Annotated in this window: 21 protein-coding genes; 15 read left to right on the forward strand and 6 right to left on the reverse strand. The window is 57.4% G+C overall.

Features of this window, described 5'->3' with window-relative positions:
* The first annotated feature begins 59 nt into the window (after positions 1 to 59).
* A complete protein-coding gene (uvrC, locus tag ACR0EO_RS17050) occupies positions 60 to 1934 on the forward strand; it encodes an excinuclease ABC subunit UvrC (protein ID WP_480691798.1) in 1875 nt (624 codons plus the stop codon).
* Here the strand turns inward: uvrC and ACR0EO_RS17055 are convergent.
* Complete coding sequence (locus ACR0EO_RS17055; protein WP_480691800.1) at positions 1931 to 2815, reverse strand: DMT family transporter; 885 nt, start codon at positions 2813 to 2815, stop codon at positions 1931 to 1933. The genes uvrC and ACR0EO_RS17055 overlap by 4 nt on opposite strands.
* A gap of 183 nt (positions 2816 to 2998) precedes the next feature.
* On the opposite strand from ACR0EO_RS17055, the gene pgsA reads away from it, so the two are divergent.
* The 3 genes from pgsA to ACR0EO_RS17070 are packed head-to-tail and all read left to right on the forward strand — an operon-like array spanning position 2999 to position 4361.
* The gene (gene pgsA / locus ACR0EO_RS17060; RefSeq protein ID WP_480691802.1) at positions 2999 to 3667 is read left to right on the forward strand and encodes a CDP-diacylglycerol--glycerol-3-phosphate 3-phosphatidyltransferase; all 669 of its coding nucleotides are present in this window, start codon (positions 2999 to 3001) and stop codon (positions 3665 to 3667) included.
* A 3-nt stretch (positions 3668 to 3670) separates the two neighbouring features.
* Entirely contained in the window at positions 3671 to 3916 is a 246-nt protein-coding gene (gene moaD / locus ACR0EO_RS17065; RefSeq protein WP_480675514.1) for a molybdopterin converting factor subunit 1, read from the forward strand.
* Between the two features lies 1 nt (position 3917).
* Positions 3918 to 4361: a molybdenum cofactor biosynthesis protein MoaE gene (locus ACR0EO_RS17070; RefSeq protein WP_480691804.1), complete on the forward strand. Its 444-nt coding sequence runs from the start codon at positions 3918 to 3920 to the stop codon at positions 4359 to 4361.
* Between the two features lie 50 nt (positions 4362 to 4411).
* On the opposite strand, the gene ACR0EO_RS17075 is transcribed toward ACR0EO_RS17070, so the two are convergent.
* The 4 genes from ACR0EO_RS17075 to ubiA all read right to left on the reverse strand — a co-directional run bounded on the left by ACR0EO_RS17075 (position 4412) and on the right by ubiA (position 8366).
* Positions 4412 to 4942, reverse strand: a complete 531-nt coding sequence (locus ACR0EO_RS17075) for a hypothetical protein (RefSeq protein WP_480691806.1) — start codon at positions 4940 to 4942, stop codon at positions 4412 to 4414.
* Positions 4943 to 5115: 173 nt separating this feature from the next.
* Positions 5116 to 5436 carry a hypothetical protein gene (locus ACR0EO_RS17080; protein WP_475207887.1) on the reverse strand — a complete coding sequence of 107 codons (321 nt, stop codon included), beginning with the start codon at positions 5434 to 5436 and terminating at the stop codon, positions 5116 to 5118.
* Position 5437: 1 nt separating this feature from the next.
* Positions 5438 to 7339 (reverse strand): OmpA family protein, encoded by a 1902-nt coding sequence (locus ACR0EO_RS17085; protein WP_480691808.1) that lies wholly within the window; start codon positions 7337 to 7339, stop codon positions 5438 to 5440.
* A 64-nt stretch (positions 7340 to 7403) separates the two neighbouring features.
* Positions 7404 to 8366, reverse strand: a complete 963-nt coding sequence (ubiA, locus tag ACR0EO_RS17090; protein ID WP_480691810.1) for a 4-hydroxybenzoate octaprenyltransferase — start codon at positions 8364 to 8366, stop codon at positions 7404 to 7406.
* 12 nt (positions 8367 to 8378) lie between these two features.
* Here ubiA and ACR0EO_RS17095 point away from each other — a divergent pair, with 12 nt between their 5' ends.
* From ACR0EO_RS17095 to ACR0EO_RS17140, 10 genes are all read left to right on the forward strand, one after another.
* On the forward strand, positions 8379 to 9104 hold the full coding sequence (locus tag ACR0EO_RS17095) for a 16S rRNA (uracil(1498)-N(3))-methyltransferase (RefSeq protein ID WP_480691812.1): 726 nt from the start codon (positions 8379 to 8381) through the stop codon (positions 9102 to 9104).
* On the forward strand, positions 9101 to 9949 hold the full coding sequence (locus tag ACR0EO_RS17100) for a GNAT family N-acetyltransferase (protein WP_480691814.1): 849 nt from the start codon (positions 9101 to 9103) through the stop codon (positions 9947 to 9949). Before ACR0EO_RS17095 ends, ACR0EO_RS17100 begins: the two co-directional genes overlap by 4 nt.
* Complete coding sequence (locus ACR0EO_RS17105) at positions 9946 to 10473, forward strand: hypothetical protein (RefSeq protein WP_480691816.1); 528 nt, start codon at positions 9946 to 9948, stop codon at positions 10471 to 10473. Before ACR0EO_RS17100 ends, ACR0EO_RS17105 begins: the two co-directional genes overlap by 4 nt.
* Before the next feature lie 65 nt (positions 10474 to 10538).
* A complete protein-coding gene (locus ACR0EO_RS17110) occupies positions 10539 to 11909 on the forward strand; it encodes a glutamate--cysteine ligase (protein WP_480691817.1) in 1371 nt (456 codons plus the stop codon).
* A 71-nt stretch (positions 11910 to 11980) separates the two neighbouring features.
* On the forward strand, positions 11981 to 13054 hold the full coding sequence (pheS, locus tag ACR0EO_RS17115; RefSeq protein ID WP_480691819.1) for a phenylalanine--tRNA ligase subunit alpha: 1074 nt from the start codon (positions 11981 to 11983) through the stop codon (positions 13052 to 13054).
* Positions 13055 to 13116: 62 nt separating this feature from the next.
* Positions 13117 to 13446, forward strand: coding sequence for a hypothetical protein (locus tag ACR0EO_RS17120; protein WP_480691821.1), 330 nt, complete (start codon positions 13117 to 13119; stop codon positions 13444 to 13446).
* Between the two features lie 337 nt (positions 13447 to 13783).
* Positions 13784 to 14578 (forward strand): CE1 family esterase, encoded by a 795-nt coding sequence (locus ACR0EO_RS17125; RefSeq protein ID WP_480691823.1) that lies wholly within the window; start codon positions 13784 to 13786, stop codon positions 14576 to 14578.
* A 78-nt stretch (positions 14579 to 14656) separates the two neighbouring features.
* A complete protein-coding gene (pheT, locus tag ACR0EO_RS17130; protein WP_480691825.1) occupies positions 14657 to 17053 on the forward strand; it encodes a phenylalanine--tRNA ligase subunit beta in 2397 nt (798 codons plus the stop codon).
* An 81-nt stretch (positions 17054 to 17134) separates the two neighbouring features.
* On the forward strand, positions 17135 to 17581 hold the full coding sequence (locus tag ACR0EO_RS17135; protein WP_480691827.1) for a YtoQ family protein: 447 nt from the start codon (positions 17135 to 17137) through the stop codon (positions 17579 to 17581).
* A 235-nt stretch (positions 17582 to 17816) separates the two neighbouring features.
* The gene (locus ACR0EO_RS17140) at positions 17817 to 18623 is read left to right on the forward strand and encodes a mechanosensitive ion channel family protein (protein WP_480691829.1); all 807 of its coding nucleotides are present in this window, start codon (positions 17817 to 17819) and stop codon (positions 18621 to 18623) included.
* Between the two features lie 187 nt (positions 18624 to 18810).
* Here ACR0EO_RS17140 and ald read toward each other — a convergent pair whose 3' ends face one another.
* Positions 18811 to 19929: an alanine dehydrogenase gene (ald, locus tag ACR0EO_RS17145; RefSeq protein ID WP_480691831.1), complete on the reverse strand. Its 1119-nt coding sequence runs from the start codon at positions 19927 to 19929 to the stop codon at positions 18811 to 18813.
* Positions 19930 to 20065: 136 nt separating this feature from the next.
* Here ald and ACR0EO_RS17150 point away from each other — a divergent pair, with 136 nt between their 5' ends.
* Positions 20066 to 20524 carry an Lrp/AsnC family transcriptional regulator gene (locus ACR0EO_RS17150; protein ID WP_480691833.1) on the forward strand — a complete coding sequence of 153 codons (459 nt, stop codon included), beginning with the start codon at positions 20066 to 20068 and terminating at the stop codon, positions 20522 to 20524.
* The last annotated feature ends 2 nt before the right edge of the window (positions 20525 to 20526 follow it).

Consider the following 20526-nt stretch of genomic DNA (forward strand, 5'->3'; position numbering starts at 1 on the left):
TCTCTTGAACTGACGCGCTCAAGATTGCAGCCATTGTCAGGGAATCATATCTCAGGCCAATGACGATCCAACACGAATCGAATCCAGAGACTCAGCCAACCGGCTATGCCTGTATCCAGCGCTATGTGAAAACGCTGGACAGCTCGCCCGGTGTGTACCGGATGTTGGATGCGGACAGCCGGGTTCTATACGTGGGCAAGGCGCGGAACCTGAAGGCACGGGTGTCGAACTATACGCGCCCTGGCCATTCCGGCCGGATCGAGAAGATGATCGCATTGACCGCCTCGATGATGTTCCTGACCACGCGGACCGAGACCGAGGCGCTGCTGCTGGAACAAAATCTGATCAAGCAGCTCAAGCCCAAATACAACGTGTTGCTGCGTGATGATAAGAGCTTTCCGAATATTCTGGTCGCCAAGGATCATGCATATCCTCAGATCAAAAAGCACCGTGGGGCAAAGAAGGAAAAGGGCGCATACTTCGGCCCGTTCGCCAGCGCCGGCGCGGTGAACCGAACGTTGAACCAACTGCAAAAAGCTTTCCTGCTGCGCAATTGCTCTGACTCTATGTTCGACAGCCGAACACGGCCGTGTCTGCTCTATCAAATCAAGCGGTGCTCTGGGCCATGCGTCGGGTTGATCTCTGAGGCCGATTACCGCGAAAGCGTAAGGGATGCCGAGCGTTTCCTGTCGGGCCGTTCGACCAAGGTGCAAGAGGAATTGGCCGAACAGATGATGGCCGCTTCTGAGGCGATGGAGTTCGAACGCGCCGCTGGTCTGCGCGACCGTATCCGAGCGCTGACGCAGGTGCAGACCTCGCAAGGAATCAATCCGCGTGGCGTGGCCGAGGCGGATGTGATCGGCCTTTATATGGATAGCGGTCAGGCCTGTGTGCAGGTGTTCTTTATTCGCGCCAACCAGAACTGGGGGAACAAGGATTTCTACCCTCGGGTCGGGGCAGATGTGTCTCCGGCTGAGGTGATGGAGGCGTTTATTGGCCAGTTCTACGACAACAAGGAACCACCGCGTCAGCTGATCCTGTCCGATGGAATCGAAAACGCGGACCTGATGGAAGAAGCCTTGGCAGAGAAGGCTGGGCGCAAGGTTGAAATCCTGGTCCCGCAACGTGGTGAGAAACAGGAGTTGGTTGCCGGTGCCTTGCGCAACGCGCGCGAGTCGTTGGCACGGCGCATGTCAGAAAGCGCTACGCAGGCCAAGCTGCTGCGCGGTGTAGCCGAGGCGTTTGATCTGGATAACCCGCCGGGCCGGATCGAGGTGTACGATAACTCTCATATTCAGGGAACCAATGCGGTGGGCGGCATGATCGTCGCTGGCCCTGAGGGGTTCATGAAGAACGCCTATCGTAAGTTCAACATTCGTGGTGATGATCTGACGCCTGGTGACGACTTTGGCATGATGAAAGAGGTTCTGACCCGCCGCTTCACCCGTTTGCAGAAAGAGGATCCGGATCGCGACAAGGGAATGTGGCCCGACCTTTTGCTGATTGACGGTGGAGCCGGGCAGGTAAGCGCCGTGCATGAGATCATGGTTGAGCATGGTGTTGAAGACATCCCGATGGTCGGCGTCGCCAAAGGTGTCGACCGGGATCACGGCAAAGAAGAGTTCCACCGCATCGGTCAACGCCCCTTTGCGTTGAAACGCAACGATCCCGTATTGTATTTCATTCAGCGAATGCGGGATGAGGCGCACCGCTTTGCCATTGGAACTCACCGAGCGAAACGGGCCAAGGCCGTGGGTGCGACGCCTTTGGATGAAATCCCTGGTGTGGGCGCTGCGCGCAAACGGGCCTTGTTGGCTCATTTCGGCAGCGCGAAGGCAGTCAGCCGCGCGAACCTGGCTGATTTGAAAGCTGTTGATGGGATCTCAGCCGGGCTGGCGCAAAAGGTCTATGATTTCTTCCACGACAAGGGCTAGGCCTTCCGACCACGCCAAAGGATATACAGCCCTGAGGCAACGATCAGTGCGCTGCCGATCCACATGGTCTGGTCTAGCTGCTCACCAAACATGACCACGCCCAGACCCACGCCAAACAGCAGCCGGGAGTAACGGAACGGCGTCACGGCCGAAACCTCTCCAGTCCGCATAGCTTTCATCAGCGATGCGTAGGCGGCAGTACCCATAAGGATTGCGCCGCCAACATGCAGGCTTGTGTGCAAGTCCAGCGGAGCCACCGGCGCGCCCTCCCAGAACCGATAGGCCAGACCCGCTACCACGATGCAGAGGAAGCCGTAGAAGCCCAGCACTTCAGTGCTGAGCGTGGCAGGCGCAGCGCGGCTGGCCAGATCGCGACCTGCAAAGCCCAGCATTCCCAGAACCGCCAGGATCGATAGGGCCGAGAAACTGTCTCCGGTTGGTTGGATAATGATCACCACGCCGATCAGGCCGATCAGGATGGCGCTCCAGCGTCGCCAGCCGACGGCCTCGCCAAAGAACAGAGCCGCGCCTGCTACAACGACCAGTGGAGTGGCTTGCAGGATGACGGTAGCCGCAGACAGAGGGGTCAGCGTGATTGCCAATACATAGAACAGCCGCCCGAGAATCTCGAACAGCACCCGCACTTTCATCGGGCGCGATAGCACGTCGGGATGAAACAGGTTGGTTCCACGCACCAAAGCCACTGCAGCAAAGATCACTGTGCCGCCCGTACCGAAGAGGATCAGGATCTGCCAGATCGGCAACGCGGCGGATGCACCTTTCAGCAAGGCGTCTTCCAGCGCGAACAACGCCATTCCAGCGATCATCCATGCACTGCCGATCAGATTGGATCGGGGGTCGGTTTGAATATGTGCGGTCATGCTGTCCGGTCGCTCCTGAGCCGTCCGACAATCTGACCGCAAAGTCGCCGCGCGCCAAGCCGTATCTGACTGAGAGTTCCCGGTTGCGACCCTTTGCCCTTTGGCCCTGCAACTGCCTGTGATCGGGTCAGTTTTTTGCTGGGCCGTCTTTTCTGTCACCGACCGGCGATGTAGGGTCATCCTATGAAGTGGAACCTACCCAATATCCTGACCGTTCTTCGCCTGCTGGCGGCCCCCGGTCTGGCCGTGATGTTTCTGTATTTCACCCGTCCTTACGCAGACTGGTTCGCGCTGATCCTGTTTATGTCAGCTGCGATCACCGACTGGTTCGATGGCTATCTGGCCCGAGCGTGGAAGCAGGAAACCAAAATAGGGGCGATGCTTGATCCGATCGCCGACAAGGCGATGGTGGTGATCGCGCTGATGATCCTCGTTGGGTATTCGACCGAACACTGGACGCCGTGGCTGGTGCTGCCTGCCACCGTGATCCTGTTTCGCGAAGTGTTTGTCTCGGGCTTGCGTGAGTATCTTGGGGATGTCGCTGGAACGCTTAAGGTGACAAAGCTGGCCAAGTGGAAAACGACCGCGCAGATGTTCGCCATTGCGATCCTGTTTTCACAGGGGATTTTTGAGCACTATTTTGTGATGGCCACCTTTGGGATGGACGCTGTAACGATGGATCAGGTTCTGACCGGAGAGGTTGAGGACATAAATCACATTCGCTGGCATCTTGAAGGTATGTTCTGGTCCGGTCGTCTTGGGTTGTGGCTGCTTTGGATCGCTGCAACGCTTACATTGATCACTGGCTATGACTACTTTCGTAAAGCCATGCCCCATCTGAAGGAGAGCTAACCGATGGACGTTCTGTATTTCGCCTGGGTACGCGAGCGGATCGGCCTGCCGAAAGAGAAGGTTGAAACTCAAGCTGCGACTGTATCCGATTTGGTAGCAGAGCTTAGCGCACGCGAAGATCGTTACGCCGCGGCCTTTTCTGATCTTTCTGCATTGCGAGTTGCGTTGGATCAGGAGCTTTCGGACTTTGACGCCTCGCTCGCCGGGGTGCGTGAGGTAGCTTTTTTCCCACCCATGACCGGCGGCTAAGATGCGCATCGCGGTTCAGCAAGAAGAGTTCGATCTGGGGGCCGAAGCCAATGCCTTTGCTGCTGGTGACGGGGCAAACGGTGCGATCGTTACTTTCACAGGCGTAGTGCGCGATCTGGCCTCTGGCGATCTGGATGTGATGGAGATCGAGCACTACCCCGGCATGACCGAACGGGCCCTAACAAAGATTGCCGAAGAGGCTCAGAAACGCTGGTCATTGGGTGATGTATTGGTGATCCACCGTCATGGGCGCCTGGCCCCGGGGGATCGGATTATGATGGTGGCTACAGCCGCACCTCATCGAAAGGATGCGTTTGAGGCAGCAGAGTACCTGATGGATTACCTGAAATCCCGCGCGCCATTCTGGAAGAAAGAAATCACCAAGTCCGGCTCTGAATGGGTCGCTGCAAAAGACGAAGACGAAGACGCGCTGACCCGCTGGTAGGCGCGGTACCCGGCACCGGGTCAACAGGTGCCGGGGTTGCCTAATGCAGACTAGGCGTTTTGCTCTGAGTTGCACTGTCGGGCTGCTTCGATGGCTTTCTTGGTGCCATCCAGGCTTACGGTGAATGCGAACTCTTTTTCCGGGAACACAGTCATTTCGTATTTGTTCATGACGTCGTCTACAAACTGCGCGTTGTTCGCAAGGATATAGCCACCGGTATACCCTTCGGCCAGGTGCTTGGTCTTTTTGTGCGCTTCGGCTTCATAGACATTACCGTCAAGTGACAGGAAAATCTTTTCCTTCTTGCCCTTCAGGCCGATGTCATTCTGGGTGAATACGCCGAGATAGCCCATTTCCTGGTCTTTGGTCAGGCCCATTTGAACAACGTTCCCGTTTGCGTCCATACGCTCGATCAGGCAGGAACCACGTGTGTCATCCACAAAGATGGTCCATCCGGATTCTTCACCCCAGTTAGAGAACGTATCGTTTTCCGATGGGATAACGTCACTGCTGGCAAAAGCAGTGGTCGCTGCAAAAGTGCAGAGGATTGCGGCGGTCTTCAAAGTTGTTTGGGAATTCATAGTGCACTCCAATTTTCTGGGTAGTGAACAGTGATGCGTGTAGGCAAAAATACACCAATTCAGAATATTGAATTTATTGGAAAATTGAAGGTTGTAGAATTCAACCGGCTGGAATCTGCCGATTGTTCGGTTTGGGGGCAACAAACAGTGAGCCCCGACTGAATGCTGAGGTGTTAATCCGCGTTGTTGATGCGACCGCGAAGCTCCTCGGCCTCTTGTCGGGCGGCGCGTAGACCATCCATTGCAGCGGCCAATTCAGCTTCGGCTTGAGTAAGCTGATTGGTCAGCTCTGCCTCGCGTTGCTGCAGGTATGTGATCGCCTGATCCCGGGTTTCTTCGGCCTCATGCAACTCCTGACTCATTCGGTCCAGATCGGCGACGTCGCTTTGGCGCACACGTGACAGGCGATGGGCCAGCCAGTTTGCGAACCAACCCATGCAGAAGGCCGCGAACAGGATGACGGCGGTGGCGATGATGAATTCGATTCTGTTCAACTTATTGGTCCTCTGCTTCCGCGTCGGCGGCGGGCGTGTCGGTTTCTGATTGGGCCTCAATCTCTTCCAGCGCAGTTTCCGATTCAGCGATCGGCTCTGGCCGGATCAGACGGAATTCGATGCGCCGGTTCTCTTCGCGGCCCTCTTCAGTGCTGTTATCGGCAATGGGTTGTGTTTCGCCGTAGCCGACGGCGGTAAAGCTTGCTGTTGGCACACGCCGCCCACGCAGTTCGTTCAAAATCGATTGAGCGCGCGCCTGACTAAGCTGCTGGTTCATTTCTTCACGGCCCTGGCTGTCGGTATGACCCTGAATCTCAAGCCGTATTGGTCCGCATTCCCGAAGAATATTGGCAATTTGATTCACTGTATCGCGCGACTCAGAGGCGACGGTGGCTGAACCCGGTTCGAATGCGATTTTGGTACCTGTCTGAACCTCGGCAATACGCTCTTCGCAAACTTCGGGGTCTGGCAGTTTGTCCTCGGGTTCGGGGGGTTCCTGATACGTGATCGAAAGAGTGAATTCTTTCGCGTCACCGAGTTTCTCTGACAAAAGCCCTGCCACCTGTGCCCGGGTTTCGGGGTCGTGGCTGATCCCGCTGAGCAAGACATCGTCCGGGGTGACGGTTAGTACGCCATTGTGCAGCTGAGATAACGCTTCGAGCCCAGCGAGAACGCGAATAGGCCAGTCCGATGGCAAGTCCGAGGCGATGCGGGTGGTGGTATGGACTTGCTCAGTTCCAAAAGCGGCCCGGGCGTAGCTGTCGACCATGTCGCGCAGAGTCTCGTCACTTAGACGACCGCGTAGTTGAACCAGCCCTTCCGGGCTGCGTGTGGCTGAAAACTCAGGCGGTCCGGACTGATCATCTGCGACAGGTGCTGGAAGTACGGCGTGCAGCGCGAACACATCCGGCAGTGCATTTTCAAGTTCGCCGACCACGCGATCAAACGTCCCAGCCGCAGTTCCTTCAGCGGCGACCAAAGTGATGTCGGCGTCGGAAATGGTCACGGATCCTCCGCCAATTTCAGACAGCGCGCGAATGCTTAGGGATGCGGCGTCGGGCCAACGGGGGGACGGTACGCCCAATCCAATGGTACAGGTATAGGCTCCGGTCAGGCCGGCCTCTTGCGCCGCTGCGATGATTGTATCGCGCGCCTTTTCGTTCTGTGCGGAACAGGCGTCAAACTGTCCACCATTTTCATCAATCAGATAGCGCAAAGTAAACGGCGTGATCACGGGCCGCGGGGCCGAGATCGCAAGGCCGATTCGAAGGCTGGGCGGGGCTGCTCGGGTCAGATCTTGCTCCAGCCGCTCTTTTTCTTGCTGGCTGTCCGCAATTGCCGTGATCTTGACCAAGCCCGGGCTGGCCGAGATTTTTGCGCGTGGAAGACGTGTCAGCGCTTCGATCGCATAGCTGACCGCATCGTCCCACCCTTTGGGCTTGGGATAATCGGCCGTTTCCATCAAATCAGCGACGGACGCGTTGCTGTCCAACCGGCGCAACCGATCCATCAGAGCTTCTCGGTCTTCGCTGGCTGGGATCAGGCCAATTACAGAAATCCCGCTGTCATTTCGAAGAATTTCAGCCGAGAACCGCGGGGCTGCAAGCTCAGTTGTTGGGGCGACCTGCATTTCGTCAATCACGCGCGAGGTGTCGACCTCGGTACCAGCGGCGGTTAAAGCATTGAACCGCGTGGCCTCGTCTTTGGCGGTTCCGGTCAGAACAACGCGAAGCCCGTCCGAGTGGACCTCGGCCCAGTCGTGCCCTTTAAGGTCCAGCGCACGCCGAACAGCAAATTCCGAGCTTTCCTCAACCTTTGTCACGGCATATCCGGCGGCCAGCAGGCAGACCCCGGCAGAGACAAAGAAAATAAGAGCAACGGCAAAGAAATAGGGTAAGCGCATGTGCGGTCAATCGACTCCTCGGGCGGTTGGCAGAACTCTTACAGAGGCCCGCGTCGGGGTGCAATCAGAGCAGCAATGCGACGCAGAGGAAGATCAGCGGAATCAGGCCAGTGTCTCGGTTGGAGCGGAAAAGCTGCAGCAGCTTTGCGTTGTCCTCTGTATCCAATCCGCGCAATTGCCAATTCATGTGCCATCCCATTGCCCATGGTCCTGCAAGGGCGACGGCCAGAGCCAAAAAGGAAGCCTGAGTCGTCACAGTGTCGATAATGGCCAAGGCCATCAGCGAAACTGTGGCGATGAGAAAGTATTTTAGCCATCGTGCGGTATCGGTGCCAAAAAGGCGGGCGGTGGATTTGATTCCAATCAGTTCGTCGTCTTCGGCGTCCTGATGGGCATAGATCGTGTCATAGAACAGCGTCCAGGCAATGCCAGCGAGATAAAGAGTAATTGCCGGCACGCCCACCGTACCGGTGTGCGCTGCCCAGGCAAGAAGAATGCCCCAATTGAAGGCCAGGCCCAGAAAGGCTTGTGGCCACCAGGTGAATCGCTTGGCAAAGGGATATACGGCAACTGGTAGCAAAGACAGGACGCCCATGGCTATTGCCGCGCGGTTGAATGTCAGCAGAATCGCCAGCGCCAGCAGGCTTTGCAGCCCCATCCAAAACACTGCCTGACGAACGCTGACCTGCCCCGAAGGAATCGGGCGCGACCTTGTGCGTTCGACCTGTCCGTCGAACTTCCGGTCCGTGATGTCATTCCACGTGCAGCCTGCACCGCGCATCAGAAAGGCTCCGATCGCGCAGCCGATTGCGATCCAAAGATCTTCTAACCGCGGAGAACCATCGCTGAGGATCGCCAAAGCCAGTCCCCACCAACAGGGAATCAGCAATAGCCACGTCCCAATCGGGCGGTCAGCCCGGCTTAGGCGCAAGTAGGGGCGGGCGAAAGCCGGTGCATAAGTATCGACCCAGTTGCCGGATACAGCATCGGCGACCTGACCGTCTGGTGTTGGGGCGTTGCCTTGCATATGTAACATCTCATGAGTGCAAAGATCAGACTGTATGTAGAGCACGCTCTGGGTCCGGGGCAATCGGTAGATTTGACGCGCGAGCAGGCTCATTACCTGTTCGGTGTCATGCGTATGGCCGTTGGAGGGCACGTCTCTTTGTTTAACGGCACGGACGGAGAGTGGTTGGCCGAGGTGACCGAGGCAGGCAAACGCGGTGGCGTTCTCACCTGTATTGAGCAGACCAAACCTTTGCAGTTGCCGCCGGACCTATGGTTCCTGTTTGCCCCTATTAAAAAGGCCCGCACCGATTTCATCGTTGAAAAAGCAGCGGAAATGGGTGCAGCGCGTATTCTTCCGGTGCAGACAGAGTTCACCAATTCCGAACGTATCCGGCAGGACCGCCTGCAGGCGCACGCCGTGGAGGCAGCCGAGCAATGCGGTGGTACCTTCGTGCCCGAGGTTGCCGACCTTCAGCGCTTGGACCGTGTTTTGGACAATTGGCCCACAGGTCGCCAGTTGATGTTCTGCAACGAGGCCGAGGTTGGTTCCGCCCTGCGTTTGGCAGCCAATGAAAAGGGTTTGCCCTGGGCGATTCTGATAGGCCCCGAAGGTGGTTTTTCTGAGCGTGAGCGTACCCGCCTTTCAGCATTACCCTATGCGCATGTGGTCAGCCTTGGCCCACGAATTCTGCGCGCGGATACGGCAGCTGTGGCGTCTTTGACCATGTGGCAGCAAGCTCTGGGAGACTGGTCGTGACATGGCGGTTGGCGCAAGACGCCGACGTGCCAAAGATTGAGAGATTTCTGTCACAGCACATCCAGACATCAATGTTCCCGCTGGCCAATTTGCGTGACTTTGGTCTGAATGGCTCAGATCCGCGCGCATTGACGGTGTGGATGCTGGGCGAAGGGCCGAGCGATATCTTTGCCATCACAAACGAAGGTATGGTCCTTTCGCAATGCCCAAGTTGCTCTGACGAAGACCTGAGCGAGGCTGTTGCCTTGATCCGGGGGCGTAAGCTGTTCGGTCTGGCCGCCGAAGCCACGCAGGCCCGCCGTATTATGCGGATTGCGGGTTGGGAAGAACGGCCAGCAACGCTGAACAGCGATGAACCAGGCTTTACACTGGATTTGAGTCAACTCGTTCTGCCGGATGCAACTGGTGCGGAATTGGTGCCACTGGGAGCGATTGGTCGTTCTGTTCCAGAGGCATGGCGGAAGGACTATCTGATCGAGGCAATGGACTTTGCCCCGGATCGCGCACTTATTCAGGCCAAGAAAGACATCTCGGCATATCTGGGGCGCAACTCGCACCGGGTTTTACTAATGGATGGCGCCCCCGTTGGCATGACCGGGTTCAATGCACGCCTGCCAGTCGTTGTTCAGGTCGGAGGGGTCTATACGCCTTCCGAGTTTCGCGGCCATGGCTATGCACGTTTGGCTTTGGCGCTGCATTTGAGCGAAGTGCGAGGTTGCGGCGTCTCACGCGCAGTTCTCTTTGCGGCTTCCGATGCCGCTGCGCGTGCCTATATTGCTATAGGATTTAAACCAGCAGGTCATTTTTCGTTGATCCTGTTCGTAAACCCAGAGGATACGGCATGAGTTTCATCCGACCCGAAGCCAAACTGGCTCTTTGGCGCTGGCGCGAAATGCTGGCGGCGGGATTTACCCTGCTGTTAGGCCTAAGTTGGATTGGCGGCCCTGGCGGGTTGCTCGGTTGGCTGGGCTGGGTTTTGGTTGCAGTTTCGATTGCCCTAGCTGTGATCGGGGCGCAGCGTGCCCGGTTCCGGACCGGTGCCGGCGGCCCAGGGGTCGTCACGATAGACGAAGGGCAGATTACATATCTTGGTCCGCTTGACGGGGGAATCGTCGCGACGCAAGAGATTGAACGTCTGGCGCTGGACCCAACTCAAAGCCCGGCGCACTGGGTTTTGGATCAGCCAGGTCAGCCGACGCTTCACATTCCTGTGAATGCCGAGGGGGCCGAGTCGCTGTTTGATGTTTTTTCGACGCTACCGGGGCTGAAAACCGAGCAAATGCTGACAGAATTGAACGGCGGAGCGGTTCATCCGGTTGTGATTTGGGAGCGGACGCCATCCCGTCCGGCTCATATCCGCCTGCATTGACACTGGCGGCGTTTGCCCCCACGACTGACCAACTAGACAGACACATCAGGATCGGAGCACGGTTCATGTCCATCCCCCAGTCCGGCGGCGGACCGATCGAACGCCATGAGCAACTTGCCGAATATCTGGAATCGGGTTGTAAGCCCAAACAAGATTGGCGCATCGGTACCGAACACGAAAAATTCGGGTACTGCAAAGACACCCTGAAACCGCTGCCATTCGAAGGCACACGCTCGATCGTCGCTGTCTTGGAAGGATTGCGTGATCGTCACGGCTGGGCCGAGGTGCGCGAAGGTGGCAAGCTGATTGGTTTGGAAAAAGATGGTGCCAATGTCAGCCTGGAGCCGGGCGGTGCGCTGGAGCTTTCGGGGGCTCCGCTTGAGACGATCCACGAGACCTGCGACGAGGTGAACACTCACCTGCGCGAGGTTAAGGACATCGCCGACGAGATTGGCGTCGGTTTCATAGGTCTGGGCGCAGCTCCGATCTGGACCCATGAAGAGATGCCGTTGATGCCTAAAGGGCGTTACCGGCTGATGAACGACTACATGGAGAAGGTCGGCACCATGGGTCGCGCGATGATGCGGCGGACCTGTACCGTTCAGGTCAATATCGACTTCGGGTCTGAGGCCGACATGGTGCAGAAACTGCGCGTGGCACTGGCCTTACAGCCGGTCGCGACAGCGCTGTTTGCGAACTCTCCGTTTTTTGAAGGCAAGGTGAACGGCCAGAAAAGCTGGCGCAGCTATATCTGGCGGCATCTGGACGATGCGCGCACCGGTATGTTGCCTTTTGTATTCGAAGACGGCTTTGGCTTTGAGCGGTATGTACAGTATGCGCTCGATGTGCCGATGTATTTTGTCTACCGCAACGGTGAGTATATTGATGCGCTGGGCATGTCCTTCCGCGACTTCTTGCAGGGCAAACTGCCTGCGCTGCCCGGTGAGACGCCGACCTTGTCCGACTGGGCCGACCACCTGACCACCGCTTTCCCCGAAGCTCGCATCAAGAAATTCATGGAGATGCGTGGCGCTGATGGTGGCCCATGGCGCCGTCTTTGTGCACTGCCTGCGTTCTGGGTGGGCCTGACCTACGATCAAACCGCACTGGATGCGGCGTGGGACCTGGTCAAAGGCTGGGATGCTGAGACCCGCGAGGCTCTGCGCATTGAGGCTGCAAAAGACGGTCTGCAGGCCCAGGTCGGTAACATCAACATGCATGATCTGGCGCGTGAGGTTGTTGCGATCTCTGAAGCTGGTCTTAAGTCCCGTGCCTTCCCTGGTGCTGGTGGCTTGGTGCCGGACGAGACACATTTCCTGAATGCGCTGAAGGACAGCCTAGAGTCTGGCAAGGTTCCGGCAGATGAGCTGCTCGATCACTATAATGGTGACTGGAACGGCGACCTGACCCGGATTTTCCCCGAATACAGCTATTGATCCGCCCGGTCCCGCTTGCATTCGCGGGGCTGGCCCGATAGCAGGTTCTCGACCAATTTCAGGGGACCGTCATGGACGATCTTAAGGCAAAGTATCTGGGCCAAATCGCCGAAGCAGGCGACGAAAACGCACTTGAGGCGATCCGTGTCGCTGCGGTGGGCAAAAAAGGCGAGGTCGCGCTTAAGATGCGCGAGCTCGGTAAAATGACCCCCGAGGAACGTCAGATCGCTGGCCCCGCGCTGAACGCCCTGAAGGATGAAATCAACTCGGCGCTCTCCGCCAAGAAATCCGCGCTGGCCGATGCCGCGTTGGATGAGCGTCTGCGCACCGAATGGCTGGACGTCACCCTGCCGACCCGCGCGCGCCGTCAGGGCTCAATCCATCCGATCAGCCAGGCGACAGAGGAACTGACTGCGATCTTTGCCGAACTGGGATTCTCGGTGGCCGAAGGGCCGCGGATCGAAGACGACTGGTACAACTTTGATGCCCTGAACATCCCCGGCCACCACCCCGCGCGGGCCGAGATGGACACGTTCTATATGCACCGCGCCGAGGGCGACAATCGCCCGCCGCATGTGCTGCGGACGCATACGTCTCCGGTACAAATCCGCTCGATGGAGAAACAGGGCGCGCCGATCCGCGTGATCTGTCCGGGCGGCGTGTACCGAGCCGACTATGACCAGACCCACACGCCGATGTTCCATCAGGTTGAAGGTCTGGCCATCGACAAGGACATCTCGATGGCGAACCTGAAATGGGTTCTGGAAGAGTTCGTGAAGGCGTTTTTCGAGGTCGATGACGTCGAACTGCGCTTCCGCGCCTCGCACTTCCCCTTCACCGAACCGTCGGCCGAGGTCGATATCCGCTGTTCGTGGGACAACGGTCAGCTGAAGATCGGTGAGGGCGACGACTGGATGGAGATTCTGGGCTCGGGCATGGTCCACCCCAAGGTGATCGCCGCCGGTGGCATCGACCCCGAGGTCTATCAGGGCTTTGCGTTCGGGATCGGGATCGACCGTCTGGCGATGCTGAAATACGGCATTCCGGATTTGCGGGCGTTCTTCGATAGCGACCTGCGCTGGCTGCGCCACTACGGATTCGCAGCGTTGGATATGCCGAACCTGCATGGTGGTTTGAGTCGGTGAAGCGTCCTAGCAAGCCTCACCTACTACTTGGATCAGACAATCTAGATGTTGAATCCAATCGAGTGGGCTGGGAACGCTCAGAGAAGCTGTTCAGTTCAATTTTTGCCTTGATCCAAGCTGGGATCGTGCTTGGCTTGCTGGAAGTTGCCATATTCAAGCTAGAGTCTAATTTTTTGGCGGTGTTATGGCTGCTCGGTTACGGTGCCACAGGCGTGTACATTTTGAGTAGCTGTAACTACATGCTGGCGGTGTTGTTTCAGCGCTTTGATTGGAGCGCAGAAAATAAAATCGCAAAATGGGGGTTCGTTGCACTGACTTCGATAGTCGCGTTTTCGGTCCCTTATCTTCTAAGCGCGTTGACTTCTGAAGCAGTATTAAACGCCCTAAAATGAGGCTGTGGGTCGGAGAAACACTCCAGTTTAACCAAAGCACTGGATAAAAGACTCAATAGTAGTTCTGTAAAAGTGCGGAGCAAAGGCCGATAGGCCGCCGCGCTATCGCCAGACCGCCCGCACGGGCTGGCGATTTGTCTCCGCCAGCGCAACGCACGAACAGCGCGCGGATTTGGCTGGCATAAAGTGCCCAACACTCCCCGAGGATCGCCATACCGCGGTCTGGCGACAGCGCGGCTCGTGATTTGATCTGACAACTTGACGATGGCGCGGCTTGTCACAGTCGCCCACGGGGTTGTGACGTGACATGGCGCGCTGTCCGGGTAGGGTCGGGCGCATGATGTACCGACTGCTCTGCCTTTTCCTGCTGGCCGCCACGCAAGCCGCCGCCATTGAAACCTGCCACGGTGACACCGCCTGTCGGGTGGGGGACCGTTCGTACCATGTGTTGGAGCCCGAAGGGTGGGATGGCGAAACGCCTCTGCCGGTGCTGATGCATTTTCACGGCTGGGCGCGGCAGGGCACTGTGGTGGTGAACCATGAGCGGATCGCCAGGGCCACGAAACTGCGTGGCGTGCTGCTGGTGGCACCGAACGGGCTGCGGAAAACATGGGATTTCTGGACTTCGGATACCGGCGATGTCCCCTTTGCCGACCAGGTGCTTGAAGACGTTGCCAAACGTTATCCGGTAGATCCGGACCGTATCTATGTCTCGGGCTATTCATACGGTGGTGCGATGGCGTGGCGCTATGTCTGCCAGTCGGGCAATGACACGGCGGCGCTTCTGGCCGTTGCGGGCAGCATCCGTCAAACAGAAGCCTGCCCGGAAGCCCCACGCGAAGTGCGCCATGTGCATGGGCTGGACGATACGGTGATGGATTTCCCCTTTGGTCCCGGTGGCGACACGACCTATCCAGTGGCCCTTTGGCGGGAAAAGTATAACTGCAATGGCGCGACCCCACGCGGGGATTGGAGCGTGAAACCCTTCCTGACGCTCAGCCGCGTGGAATGGACCGATTGCGCGCAGGGGCAGGTGGTGCTGGACACGCACCCCGGCGGGCATTTTATCCCACATGGCTGGATCGGCTGGCAATTGGACGAACTTTTGGGCCGCACCCCTACCTATCCGTGACCCGCAGCGCTTGCACCTTGGCGCAATCTTTGCCATTGCCTGTGCCGACTGGATGTTTGCCAAAAAAGGCCCCGTGCAATGAAATTCACTCTGTCCTGGCTGAAAGACCACCTCGACACTGACGCTTCGGTTGATGAGATTGCCGAAGCGTTGACCGACCTCGGGTTAGAGGTCGAAGAAATCGTGAACCCTGCGGACCGGTTGGCGGACTTTACGCTGGGCTATGTGAAACATGCCGAGAAACACCCCGATGCCGACAAGCTGCGCGTTTGCAGGGTCGAGACGGACGAGGGTGAACTGCAGATTATCTGTGGTGCCCCGAACGCGCGTGAAGGCATTACCGTCGTGGTCTGTAAACCGGGCATGTACATCCCCGGTCTGGATCTCACAATCAGTGTCGGCAAAATCCGTGGTGTCGAAAGCTTTGGTATGATGGCGTCCGAGCGTGAGCTGGAGCTGTCGGATGAGCATGATGGTATCATCGAGCTGCCCTCGGGCGAAGTTGGCGACAAGTTCATCGATTGGCTGGCTGAGAACGATCCGTCCAAGGTCGACCCCATGATCGAGATTGCGATCACTCCGAACCGTCCGGATGCACTGGGCGTTGAGGGAATCGCTCGTGATTTGGCAGCACGTGGAATCGGGACGCTCAAACAGCGCGACTATGCGCCTGTGCCGGGTGATTTCGAAAGCCCGATCAAGGTGACGATCGACGAAGATACGCTGGACGGTGCGCCGCATTTCACCGGCCGTTTGATCCGTGGCGTCAAGAACGGCCATAGCCCGCAATGGCTGCAGGACCAGCTGAAGGCGATTGGTCTGCGTCCGATCTCGGCTTTGGTCGATATCACCAACTACATGACCTATGATCAGAACCGCCCGTTGCACGTGTTTGACGCGGATAAGGTACACGGCAACCTGCGGGTTCACCGCGCCAAGGGCGGTGAGAAGCTGGTGGCGCTGGATGAAAAAGAATACACCCTGCAGCCCGGTATGATGGTTATCTCGGACGACAAAGGCCCCGAGTCCATTGCCGGCATTATGGGCGGCGAAGAAACTGGCTGTACCGATGAGACAGTGAATGTCTTCCTCGAAAGCGCGTTCTGGGACCACGTGCAGATCGCGCTAACTGGCCGTGCACTGAAGATCAACTCGGATGCGCGTTATCGGTTTGAACGTGGAGTCGACCCTGAATACACGCTGGAAGGCTTGGAACAGGCGACGCAGATGATCCTGGATATCTGCGGCGGTGAGGTGTCCAAAGTGGTCGAGGCCGGCAAAGCGCCGAACCACACACGGGCCTATAAGCTGGACGCGGCGCGTGTGCAGTCTCTGGTCGGGATGGATATCCCCGAAAGCGAACAACGCCAGACTCTGACCCGCTTGGGCTTCCGACTGGAAGGTGAGATGGCCTATGTCCCGAGTTGGCGTCCCGACGTCATGGGAGAGGCTGATCTGGTGGAAGAGGTTGCGCGGATTGCGTCTCTGACCAAGCTGCAGGGCAAGCCTCTGCCGCGTGTGACAGATGGCATCCCCAAAGCGGTTATGACCCCCACACAACGCCGTCAGTCGATGGCGCGTCGCACCTGTGCTGCTCTGGGCTATAACGAGTGTGTGTCGTACACATTCATCGATCAGGCTTCGGCTGCTCTGTTTGGTGGCGGCGATGATACGACCCGTCTGGAAAACCCGATCTCGTCTGAGATGAGCCATATGCGACCCGACCTGCTGCCTGGTCTTCTGCAGGCAGCGGCGCGTAATCAGGCGCGTGGTTATGCGGATGTCGCGTTGTTCGAGGTTGGCCCCGTTTTCCATGACGGAGAACCCGGCGATCAGAAAACTCAAGTCTCTGGCTTGCTGGTTGGTCGCGACGGTCCCAAAGATGTTCACGGTGCCTCGCGTGCTGTCGATGTTTTCGACGTTAAAGCGGACGCCGAAGCCGTTTTGGCCGCCATCGGTGCGCCCGCCAAGGTACAAATCCTGCGCGACGGCGATGCTTGGTGGCATCCGGGTCGTCACGGCAAGATCTGCCTGGGTCCGAAAAAGGTACTCGGCGTCTTTGGCGAGCTACACCCGCGTATCCTGCAGGCGATGGATATCAAGGGCCCGGCGATGGCGTTTACCATTTGGCCGGATGAGGTGCCGCTGCCCCGTAAGTCCGGTGCAACCCGTGCCGCATTGGAAATGCGCGACCTTCAAGCGGTCGAGCGTGACTTTGCATTTGTCGTCGACGAAAGCGTTGAAGCGCTGACGCTCGTAAACGCCGCGGCTGGTGCCGACAAAGCGCTAATCGAGAATGTTCGTGTATTTGACGAATTCATCGGTGGCAGCCTGGGTGAAGGCAAGAAATCCTTGGCCATCACAGTGCGTCTGCAACCAACGGACAAAACGCTGAAAGAAGAAGACATCGAAGCGGTCAGCGGAAAGATCGTGGAAAAGGTTGCTAAGGCAACCGGTGGTACTCTGCGTGGCTGATGCTGTCCGCTTATGGCGGAAGTAATGTCGAAAAGATGAAGGGGCGGATTCGCCCCTTTTTTCATGTAGGAGGAGAAAATTATGCTGAATGTCTATCTATCCGGCGAAATCCATACTGATTGGCGTGAACAGATCATCGATGGCGCTCAGGGTTTGGACATCACCTTTAACAGCCCCGTCACTGATCACGAGGCTAGCGATGATTGCGGTGTGGCCATACTTGGGGCAGAGCCGAACAAGTATTGGCACGACCACAAGGGTGCGATGGTCAATGCGATCCGCACACGCAAAGGAATCGCGGACGCAGATGTTGTCGTGGTTCGGTTTGGTGAGAAGTACAAGCAGTGGAACGCTGCTTTCGATGCGGGCTATGCGGCGGCATTGGGTAAATCGCTGATCGTATTGCATGGCCCTGATCACCAGCATGCCTTGAAAGAGGTGGACGCCGCTGCGCTGGCGGTGGCCGAAGAACCCTTTCAGGTGGTTGAAGTTCTGCGCTATGTGCTGACCGGTAAGCTGCCGGCTTAAGGTGCGGCAAAGGTGGACGCTTTGTTCGGCGTCCACCTGCGAGCTGGGCCTTTCGGGCATAATACGGCGGCAACATACCTGAGGTCGTGCGTCGAAGGACAAATCCAACGCGTTCTCGGCCTGACGGGGAAAAGCCACCTATCTCGCACCTAGACCAACGACTGTTTTTATCTCAAACTCTTGTGAATCCCGCGCAGCTGTCGCGGGTTTGTTGTGGCTCGGATAGGAGAAGCGTGTGGAAGAGGTCGTAACACAGGTGGGAGCCTTCGCCCCGCTGATCATGAACGCAGTCAAGGCGCTGATTGTACTGATACTTGGCTGGATTGTCGCCGGCGCTATTGGTGGGATGGTGCGGCGTCGAATTAATGCGACACCGCAAATAGACCCGACACTCGGCAACTTTATGGCCAGCCTGGTGAAATGGGCAATTCTGGCGATGGTGCTGGTTGCCGTACTGGGTATTTTCGGAATTGAAGCGACAAGTATCGTTGCCATTTTGGGTGCTGCATCGCTGGCTATTGGTCTGGCTTTGCAAGGCACACTCAGCGATCTTGCGGCCGGCGTGATGCTGGTCGTTTTCCGACCCTACAAACTGGGTCAGTACGTGGATATCGGCGGAACGTCCGGTACCGTGAAAGACCTGAATCTGTTCACCACGGAATTGGTAACGCCGGACAATATTCAGATCATTGTTCCAAATGGCCAGTCCTGGGGCTCGATCATCACCAACTACTCCGCGCACGATACACGGCGGGTCGATTTGGTGTTTGGCATTGACTATGGCGACAGCGCGGATGAAGCGATGCAAGTCATCATGGACGTTGCCAAAGCGGACGAACGTATCCTGGACGATCCTGAACCATGGGTGCGCGTGACCAATCTGGGCGACAGCTCGGTCGATCTGACCGCACGCCTGTGGTGCGCAGCGGCAGATTACTGGGACGTGAAGTTCGAAATAACAAAAGCGGTGAAGGAGGCGTTCGACGCCAAAGGCGTATCGATCCCATACCCGCATTCGGTGGAAATTCACAAAGAGGCGTAAGGCCTCCCGTCCGTCGATCAGGCATTAAAATGTCCTTCTCCGGTTGGGCAAAGCGCCGCGCTAATCGCGCGGCGCTTTTTTGTTTTGGGGCACCCGGGTTCGTTTTAACTGCGCCGCACCGTGGGTGCGGCGCCCCGGCCCAACACTGTAAACGCCCTTTAAGAGGGCGCTTTCAGCGGCGGGAGTATTACGACTTGATGACCACGTTAGGAGATACCACGTCGATGCCAAGTGCTTTGCCAACTGCGTAATATGTCAGCTGTCCGGCATGAACGTTCAGGCCAGCCAGCAAATGAGGATCGTCCTGGCAGGCCTGTTTCCAACCCTTGTCCGCCAATGCCAGCATAAACGGCATTGTCGCATTCCCCAGAGCGATCGTGGACGTTCGTGCTACTGCGCCCGGCATGTTGGCGACGCAGTAGTGCATAATGCCGTCTACTTCGTAGATTGGTTCCGCATGAGTGGTCGCCTTTGAGGTTTCGAAGCATCCACCCTGGTCAATGGCCACGTCAACGAGAACTGCACCTGGCTTCATGGTGGAGAGTTGTGCCCGCGTCACAAGTTTGGGGGCGGCAGCGCCGGGGATCAGAACGGCGCCGATAACCATATCCGCAGATTGGATCAACTCGGCTGTCGCGCCAGCTGTTGAGTACTGGTTCTTGAACTGACGGCCGAACACATCATCAAGATAGCGCAGGCGGGGCAGCGACCGATCCAGAACAGTGACGTCGGCGCCCATTCCAGCGGCAATTTGTGCCGCGTGCGTGCCAACCACACCACCGCCGATAACGACGACTTTCGCTGGGCCAACACCTGGGACGCCGCCCATCAGAACGCCGCGGCCGCCATTGGCTTTTTGCAGGGTCCACGACCCGACTTGTGGGGCCAAACGTCCGGCGACTTCTGACATCGGGGCCAGCAGAGGGAGCCCTCCGGCGTCATCCGTCACTGTTTCATAGGCGATGGCTGTACAGCCAGAGGCCAGAAGATCATGGGTCTGATCCGGGTCCGGTGCCAGGTGAAGATATGTGAACAGCAACTGGCCCTCGCGCAGCATCTTGCGCTCAACCGCCTGAGGTTCTTTGACCTTTACGATCATGTCCGCGGTGGCAAAGATCTCTTCTGCCGTATCGACAATCTGCGCACCTGCAGAGATGTAATCCTCGTTGTTGAACCCGGCACCATTGCCAGCGCCGGTCTCGATAATGACCTCGTGACCGCGCGCAACGGCCTCCTGCGCAGCGTTGGGGGTCATACCGACGCGGAATTCCTGTGGCTTGATTTCCTTGGGGCAACCGATCTTCATTTTGCTCCTCCATTCATAAACTGCCTAAATTATGTGCATTTCGGAGCGCAATTTCTATGAAACTCTACCCGTAAGTGGGCTTTTATTCGGGAGATTCTTCGGTAATCTGCGTAAAACTTGCAATGGACTTGCGTGCATGAGCCTCGACACGACTGATAGAAAGATTCTGGCGGCCCTTCAGCGAAACGGGAGGATGTCGAATGCAGAGCTGTCCGAGCAGGTTAACCTGTCGCCTTCAGCCTGCCATCGGCGCGTTCAGCGGCTGGAAACAGATGGCTATATCCGCAACTACGTAGCACTATTGGATGCACGCAAAATGAATGTCCCGACAACAGTGTTTGTCGAGATCACGTTGCAAGGGCAGGCAGAGGAATTGTTGGATGCCTTCGAAAAGGCGGTCGCTCGCATTCCCGATGTTCTGGAATGCCATCTGATGGCAGGGACTGCCGATTACATCCTGAAAGTAGTCGCCGAGAATACCGAAGATTTTGCTCGTATTCACCGCCAATATCTGTCGCGCCTGCCCGGTGTGGCGCAGATGCAAAGCTCTTTTGCTTTACGGACAGTGTTCAAGACTACGGCGTTGCCAGTGTAAAA

It is taken from the genome of Ruegeria sp. BE9 (genome assembly GCF_056538765.1).